The sequence below is a fragment of the Agromyces seonyuensis genome (genome assembly GCF_009789225.1).
Classification (GTDB): Bacteria; Actinomycetota; Actinomycetes; order Actinomycetales; family Microbacteriaceae; genus Agromyces; species Agromyces seonyuensis.
On record NZ_WSTA01000050.1, the window covers coordinates 22,817 to 29,300 of the forward strand.

Below are 6,484 nucleotides of genomic sequence, written 5' to 3' on the forward strand. Positions count from 1 at the left end.
TCGTCGTGCCATCCGGGCCGCGTCCGTTGACGCGGCCCCGGCGCGGATCGACGATGGGTCATGGCGACGTCGCCGATCAGCCTGGAGCGCCCCGACGGCAAGGGGCTCGCGGCTGGAACCCTCGGGTTGTGGGGCTCCACGGTGATCGGACTCGCGTCCACCGCCCCCGTGTACTCGCTGGTCGCGACGCTCGGATTCGTCGTGCTCGCCGTGGGCGCACAGGCGCCGATCGCCTTCGTGGTCGCGTTCGTGCCGATGCTCTGCATCGCGTTCGCCTACCGGGAGCTCAACACCGAGATCCCCGACTGCGGCACGACCTTCACCTGGGCGACGAAGGCGTTCGGCCCGTGGGTCGGCTGGCTCGGCGGGTGGGGTGTGGCCGTGGCCGGCATGGTCGTGCTTGCCAATCTCGCGCAGGTCGCCGGCATCTACTTCTGGTCGTTCTTCGGCGACGGCTCGCTCGCCGAGAACGTGCCGCTCGTCACCGCGACCGGTGTCGTGTTCATCGCGGCGATGACGTGGGTGAGCTGGCGGGGCGTCGAGATCGGCGAACGGCTTCAGAACATCCTGCTCGGGTTCCAGTACCTCGCCCTCGTGGTCTTCGCGGTCGCGGCGCTCTGGCAGTTCTTCGCGGGCACGGCTCCCGACCCGACGCCGTTCGACTGGGCGTGGTTCAACCCCTTCGCGTTCACCGACTGGAGCGGCTTCACCGAGGCGATCCTGCTCGCGATCTTCATCTACTGGGGCTGGGACACGTGCCTCTCGCTCAACGAGGAGACGAAGGACCCCCGCCGCATCCCGGGGCGCGCGGCGCTGCTCACGACGCTCATCCTGCTCGGCACGTACGTCGGCGTGACGGTCGCCGCGATGATGTACGCCGGCCTCGGCTCGACCGGAACGGGCCTCGGCAACGAGGCCAACGCCGAGGACGTGTTCATCTCCATCCAGGACGGACTGCTCGGCCCGTTCGGCTGGATCCTCGTGCTCGCGGTGCTCGTCTCCGCGGTGTCGTCGACGCAGACGACGATCCTGCCGACGGCCCGCGGCACCCTCGCGATGGCCGCATACCGGGCGCTGCCGCGCCGGTTCCTCCGCGTGCATCCGACCTACAAGACCCCGTCGTTCTCGACGCTCGTGATGGGCGTGGTCGCGAGCGTCTACTACATCGGGATGACGTTCGTGAGCGACAACATCCTGCAGGACTCGATCCTCTCCCTCGGCCTCGCGATCGCGTTCTACTACGCCATCACCGGGTACGCGTGCGTCTGGTACTTCCGCCGCGAGCTCTTCCGTTCGAGCCGCGACTTCGTCTTCAAGGGCCTGCTGCCGCTGCTCGGCGCGCTCATGCTCACCTCCGCGTTCGTGCAGTCGGCGATCGACATGTACTCCGTCGAGTACGGGTACTCGGTGCTGCTCGGCATCGGCGGCACGTTCGTCGTCGGCATCGGCGCCCTTGCGCTCGGCGTCGTGCTCATGCTCCTGTGGTTCCTGTTCCCCGGCTCGAAGCCGTTCTTCCGCGGCGAGAGCCTCAACCGAGAGACCCCGGTGCTCGTCCCGGACGAACCGGCCGACTACGGCCGCTCCGTCGACGGCGGGCTCACCTGAACGACCCGAACGGAGCATCCATGCGCATCCTCATCGTCGGCGCGGGCGGGGTCGGCTCGGCCGCGGTCCGCATCGCCGCCCGCCGCGACTTCTTCGACCTGCTCGTGGTCGCGGACTCCGACCCCGCCCGCCCGGAGGCGCTCGTCGCGGAGGTCGGCGACGACCGGCTCGTCGCCGCCCGGGTGGATGCCTCGGATGCCGCCTCCGTCGCCGCGCTCATCCGCGAGCACGCCGTCACCCACGTGCTCAACGCCGTCGACCCCCGCTTCGTCATGCCCGTGTTCGAGGGCTGCTTCGACGCCGGCGCGACGTACCTCGACATGGCGATGAGCCTCTCCACGCCGCATCCGGAGCGCCCGCACGAGCTGCCCGGCGTGAAGCTCGGCGATGCGCAGTTCGCGAAGGCGGGCGAGTGGGAGACGGCCGGGCGGCTCGCGCTCGTCGGCATCGGCGTCGAGCCGGGGCTCTCCGACGTGTTCGCCCGCTACGCCGAGGACGAGCTGTTCTCGGAGATCGACGTGCTCGGCGTCCGCGACGGTGCGAACCTCGTCGTCGACGGCTACGACTTCGCGCCGTCGTTCTCGATCTGGACGACCATCGAGGAGTGCCTGAACCCGCCGATCGTCTACGAGGCCGACCGCGGGTGGTACACGACGGCGCCCTTCTCGGAGCCGGAGGTGTTCGACTTCCCCGAGGGCATCGGGCCCGTCGAGTGCGTCAACGTCGAGCACGAGGAGGTGCTCCTCATGCCGCGCTGGACGGCGGCGAAGCGCGTCGACTTCAAGTACGGGCTGGGCGCCGAGTTCATCCAGGTGCTCGAGGTGCTGCACAAGATCGGCCTCGACCGCACCGACCCCGTGCGGGTGCGCGGCGTCGACGTCTCGCCGCGCGACGTCGTGGCCGCGGCACTGCCCGACCCCGCGACGCTCGGCGACCGGATGCACGGCAAGACGTGCGCCGGCGTGTGGGTGCGGGGCACCGGCGTCGACGGCGCACCGCGTTCGACGTACCTGTACCACGTGGTCGACAACGCCGACTCGATGGCCGAGTACGGCTCGCAGGCCGTCGTCTGGCAGACCGCGATCAACCCCGTCGTCGCCCTCGAACTGCTCGCGCGCGGCACCTGGGAGGGCGTCGGCGTGCTCGGACCGGAGGCCTTCGACGCTCGACCCTTCCTCGAACTGCTCGCCGCCCCCGCGCCCCAGGGCTACGGGTCGCCGTGGGGGATGCGGGAACTGCCGATCGAGTGAGGGCCGCGGAGGTTCAGGCGGCCGGGCGCTCCCGCTCGAGCAGGCGCTCCTTGATGGGCAGGCCGTAGCGGAACCCGCCGAGGCCGCCGTCGGTGCGCACCACGCGATGGCACGGCACGAAGAGGGCGGCCGCGTTGAGCGCGCATGCCCCCGCGGCGGCCCGCACCGCGGCCGGGCGGCCGGAGCGCACCGCGTACTCGGCGTACGTCACGCGCTCGCCGGGTTCGACCTCGCGCAGCGCGTCCCACGCGTGCATCCGGAACTCGCCCGATCGCTGGCGCACCGGCACGCGGCCGGGGGCGTCGAGGTCGCCCGCGTAGTAGGCGTCGACGGCGCCGAGCGCGGCGGCGAGGGCGCCGTCCGCGCCGGGCGCGTCGAGCTCGTCGCGCACGTCCGCGAGATCGGGGCGGATGCTCGGATGCACGAGCGCGACCAGCGAGGCGACGTCGGCCGTCCAGCCGGACGCGAGCACCGCATCCTCGTCGGCGACGACCGTGAAGGGGCCGTCGGGGGTCTCGATCGTGGCGGTGGAGATGGTGGCCGTGGCGACGCTCATCGTGCGTCCTCCGTTCGGGATGCGGTGGTCGGGGTCGGGAGCGCGGCCTGCCAGAGGTGCATGGTCGCGTAGGAGCGCCAGGGCGCCCAGGATGCCGCGCGGGCGGCGAGCTCGCGATGCGCGGCCGCCTTCGGCACGTCGGGGTCGAGCGCGCCCGTGGCCTTCGCCCCCGCGACGAGCGCGACGTCGCCGTCGAGCCACGCGTCGGGGTCGCCGAGCACGCGGAGCGCGAGGTAGGCGGCCGTCCAGGGGCCGATGCCGGGGCGGGCGACGAGGTCGGCGCGGAGGGTCTCGGGATCGGCTCCGACGTCGACCCGGAGGCCGCCGTCGGCGAGAGCACCGGCCGCGTTCCGGACGGCGACGATGTTGCGCCGCGGCAGGCGCAGCGGGCGGTCGGGATCGAGCGGCCCCTCGGCGGGCGGCTCCGGGATCGCGGCGACGAGCTGGGAGGGCGTCGGGAAGAGCCGGGTCAGGCCCGGGATGCCCGAGGCGTACGGCGTGCCCGCGACCGCGGCGAGGCGACCGAGGTGGGAGCGGGCCGCTGCGACGGAGATCTGCTGGCCGACGAGGGCGCGGATCACCAGTTCGTGCGGGTCGACGGCGCCGGGGACCCGGATGCCGGGGGCCGCCGCGACGAGCGGGGCGAGCGCAGGGTCGGCCGCGAGGGCCGCGTCGATCGCGGCCGGGTCGGCGTCGAGGTCGAGGAGCCGTCGGATGCGGGCGACCGCCGTGCCGACGTCGGCGAGCGAGGCGAGTTCGAGCCGCGCCCGCACGCGCCAGTCGGCCGTGCCGCGGCGTTCGGCCGTCAGTTCGACCGCGCCCGGACCGTGCGGGAGGGTGAGCGTGCGGGCGTAGCGGAGGCGGTCGGGCCGCGTCGTGCCGCTGGGCTCGGCGTCGGCGGACTCGACGCCCGGCAGTGCGCGCACCGCGAGGAAGCGGAAGACGCCCGGCGCGTCGAACGGCTGCCGGACCGGCAGGTCGAGGTCGAGGCGGACGGGGGCGCCGGTGTCGGCGCCGGTCGCGGAGGCCGCGGAGACGGCCGTGTCCGCGGCGTCGGCGCGGTGCGGATGCCGGCTGCGCGCGCGGTCGCGGAGGTCCCCCGGCCGCACCGCGAACACCTCGAGGACCGTCTCGTTGAACTGCCGGATCGAGCCGAACCCGGCGGCGAAGGCGACCTCAGCGATCGGCAGGTCGGTGCCGACGAGCAGCGAGCGCGCGGTCTGGGCGCGGCGGGCGCGGGCGAGCGCGAGGGGGCCGGCGCCCAGTTCGGTCGTCAGCAGCCGCTGCACGTGGCGGGACGTGTAGCCGAGGCGGTCGGCGAGCCCGTCGACCCCGTCGCGGTCGACGACGCCGTCGGCGATGAGGCGCATCGCGCGGCCGGTGAGGTCGCGGCGCAGGTCCCAGGCGGGTGTGCCCGGCGTCGCCTCGGGGAGGCAGCGCTTGCACGCACGGAACCCGGCCTCGTGCGCCGCGGCCGACGTCACGTAGAAGGTGACGTGCTCCGCCTTGGGCGTGCGCGCGGGGCAGGACGGCCGGCAGTAGATGCCGGTCGAGTGCACTGCCGTGAAGAACTGCCCGTCGAAACGGGTGTCGCGCGCGTCGATCGCGCGGTAGCGCTCGTCGAAGCCGGGGTCGCCGAGGGACCAGCCCGGATGGGTGCCGGTCGGCCCGGCGGCGCCCGGGCGCGCACGTCGCGCACGGCCCGGACGGGGCACGGCTGCGGTCTCGGTGCTGCTCATGGATCCCATTCCACTCGGGATCCCAGCCTACGTCTGGCGGAAATCGGACACGACCGTGCGGTGCCGATCGCCCTTTCGCGAGTGGGTAGGTCCTGCGGGTTGCACTGGGTGCGCACCCGCAGGACCTACCCACTCGCGGAGAGCAGACGGCGACGGGCCGCCCCGTGCGAGGCGGCCCGTCGTGGGGCGAACCGGATGACGTCAGGCGCGGCCGCGCGGGTCGCGCCGGTCGTGGGCATCGCGGCCGTGGTGCGGGCCGCCGTGACGGGCGTCGTCGTGGACGTGCACGTGGACGTGGACGTCGGAACGACCGGGGCCGAACCCGGGACGGGGGCCGAAGCCCTCGCGCGGGTCGAATCCGCGGCGCGGGCGACCGCGGCCGTCGCGCGGGCCGAAGCCGTCGCGCGGGCCGAAGCCCGGTGCGCCGGACTCGGGCGCGATCCAGCGCTCGTCGGGGCCGAATCCGTCGCGAGTGCCGAAGCCCTCGCGGCCGAATCCACGGTGGCCGTGGCCCTGGCCGTGGCCGCGTTCGTGGCTCCGGCCGAAGCCGAAGCGGCGGCCGCCGCGCTTGCCGCGGGCCGGACGCTGGGACTCGTCCCAGCCGAGCTCGCGGGCGATGGCTTCGAGGCTCGCGAGCGTGGTCGCGAAGTCCTCGGGGGAGACGGCGCCGGCGACCTTCGCACGGAGGCCGGAGACCTTGCCGTGCAGGTGGTCGCGGGCCTCGCGGCCGGCATCGGTGAGGGCGAGCGGCTCGCCGGCGATCCAGCCGCGGTCGACGAGGTCGTCGACGAGGTCCGGATGCTTGGCGAGACGGGCCGCAAGGCGCTCGTCGTCGGCGTGGCCGTCGATGAGCTCGAGCAGCCGCCAATCGCGGCGGGTGAGGCCCTCGGCCTCGAAGAGCTCGGCCATCTGCTCGGAGAGGCGGCGGTCGACGACCTTGAGCCAGAAGCCGAGCGGGCGGCGGTCGGTCGGGATGCGACCGGCCTCGGGCGCCTCGGCCGTGTCGGCGGCGGGCGTCTCGTCGGGCTGGGGTTCGGGGATCTGCTGATCGGTGGTCATGGTGGTGTTCCTTCCTCGGTGCGCCCGTGGGCGCCCGGCGCGCGTTGCGCGTGTTCTCGATGGATGCCGGATGCGGCGGATCAGCCGTTCGGCATTGCATGTCATGCGACATGTATATGTATGGTGACATGTATGACCGAGGATCGTCAAGACGGACCCAGCGAACACTCGGCTTCGGACCCGGCCGCCGAGATCGAGGCGGCGCTCGGCGCCCTCCGCGGCCGCGGACCCGGCGGCCCGGGCGGCGGGCCGCGCGGGCCGCCGGGTCCTGATCC

At 73.8% G+C, this 6,484-nt stretch carries 5 protein-coding genes; 2 read left to right on the forward strand and 3 right to left on the reverse strand.

The genetic code is table 11. From position 1 onward, the window contains the following. The first annotated feature begins 60 nt into the window (after positions 1-60). Both GB864_RS11585 and GB864_RS11590 read left to right on the forward strand, forming a co-directional pair. Positions 61-1,605 carry an APC family permease gene (locus GB864_RS11585; protein ID WP_160425192.1) on the forward strand — a complete coding sequence of 515 codons (1,545 nt, stop codon included), beginning with the start codon at positions 61-63 and terminating at the stop codon, positions 1,603-1,605. 20 nt (positions 1,606-1,625) lie between these two features. Further along, positions 1,626-2,855: a saccharopine dehydrogenase family protein gene (locus GB864_RS11590; protein ID WP_160425194.1), complete on the forward strand. Its 1,230-nt coding sequence runs from the start codon at positions 1,626-1,628 to the stop codon at positions 2,853-2,855. A 13-nt stretch (positions 2,856-2,868) separates the two neighbouring features. On the opposite strand, the gene GB864_RS11595 is transcribed toward GB864_RS11590, so the two are convergent. The 3 genes from GB864_RS11595 to GB864_RS18195 all read right to left on the reverse strand — a co-directional run bounded on the left by GB864_RS11595 (position 2,869) and on the right by GB864_RS18195 (position 6,209). After that, positions 2,869-3,411, reverse strand: a complete 543-nt coding sequence (locus GB864_RS11595; RefSeq protein ID WP_160425196.1) for a methylated-DNA--[protein]-cysteine S-methyltransferase — start codon at positions 3,409-3,411, stop codon at positions 2,869-2,871. Then, the gene (locus GB864_RS11600; RefSeq protein ID WP_160425198.1) at positions 3,408-5,150 is read right to left on the reverse strand and encodes an AlkA N-terminal domain-containing protein; all 1,743 of its coding nucleotides are present in this window, start codon (positions 5,148-5,150) and stop codon (positions 3,408-3,410) included. The genes GB864_RS11595 and GB864_RS11600 overlap by 4 nt, the downstream gene beginning before the upstream one ends. A gap of 201 nt (positions 5,151-5,351) precedes the next feature. Continuing rightward, positions 5,352-6,209, reverse strand: a complete 858-nt coding sequence (locus GB864_RS18195) for a MarR family winged helix-turn-helix transcriptional regulator (RefSeq protein WP_202107178.1) — start codon at positions 6,207-6,209, stop codon at positions 5,352-5,354. Positions 6,210-6,484: the final 275 nt, after the last annotated feature.

Coding starts and splice junctions, on each gene's coding strand:
- GB864_RS11585 (WP_160425192.1), top strand. CDS start 61: ATGGCGACGTCGCCGATCAGCCTGGAGCGCCCCGACGGCAAGGGGCTC.
- GB864_RS11590 (WP_160425194.1), top strand. CDS start 1,626: ATGCGCATCCTCATCGTCGGCGCGGGCGGGGTCGGCTCGGCCGCGGTC.
- GB864_RS11595 (WP_160425196.1), bottom strand. CDS start 3,411: ATGAGCGTCGCCACGGCCACCATCTCCACCGCCACGATCGAGACCCCC.
- GB864_RS11600 (WP_160425198.1), bottom strand. CDS start 5,150: ATGAGCAGCACCGAGACCGCAGCCGTGCCCCGTCCGGGCCGTGCGCGA.
- GB864_RS18195 (WP_202107178.1), bottom strand. CDS start 6,209: ATGACCACCGATCAGCAGATCCCCGAACCCCAGCCCGACGAGACGCCC.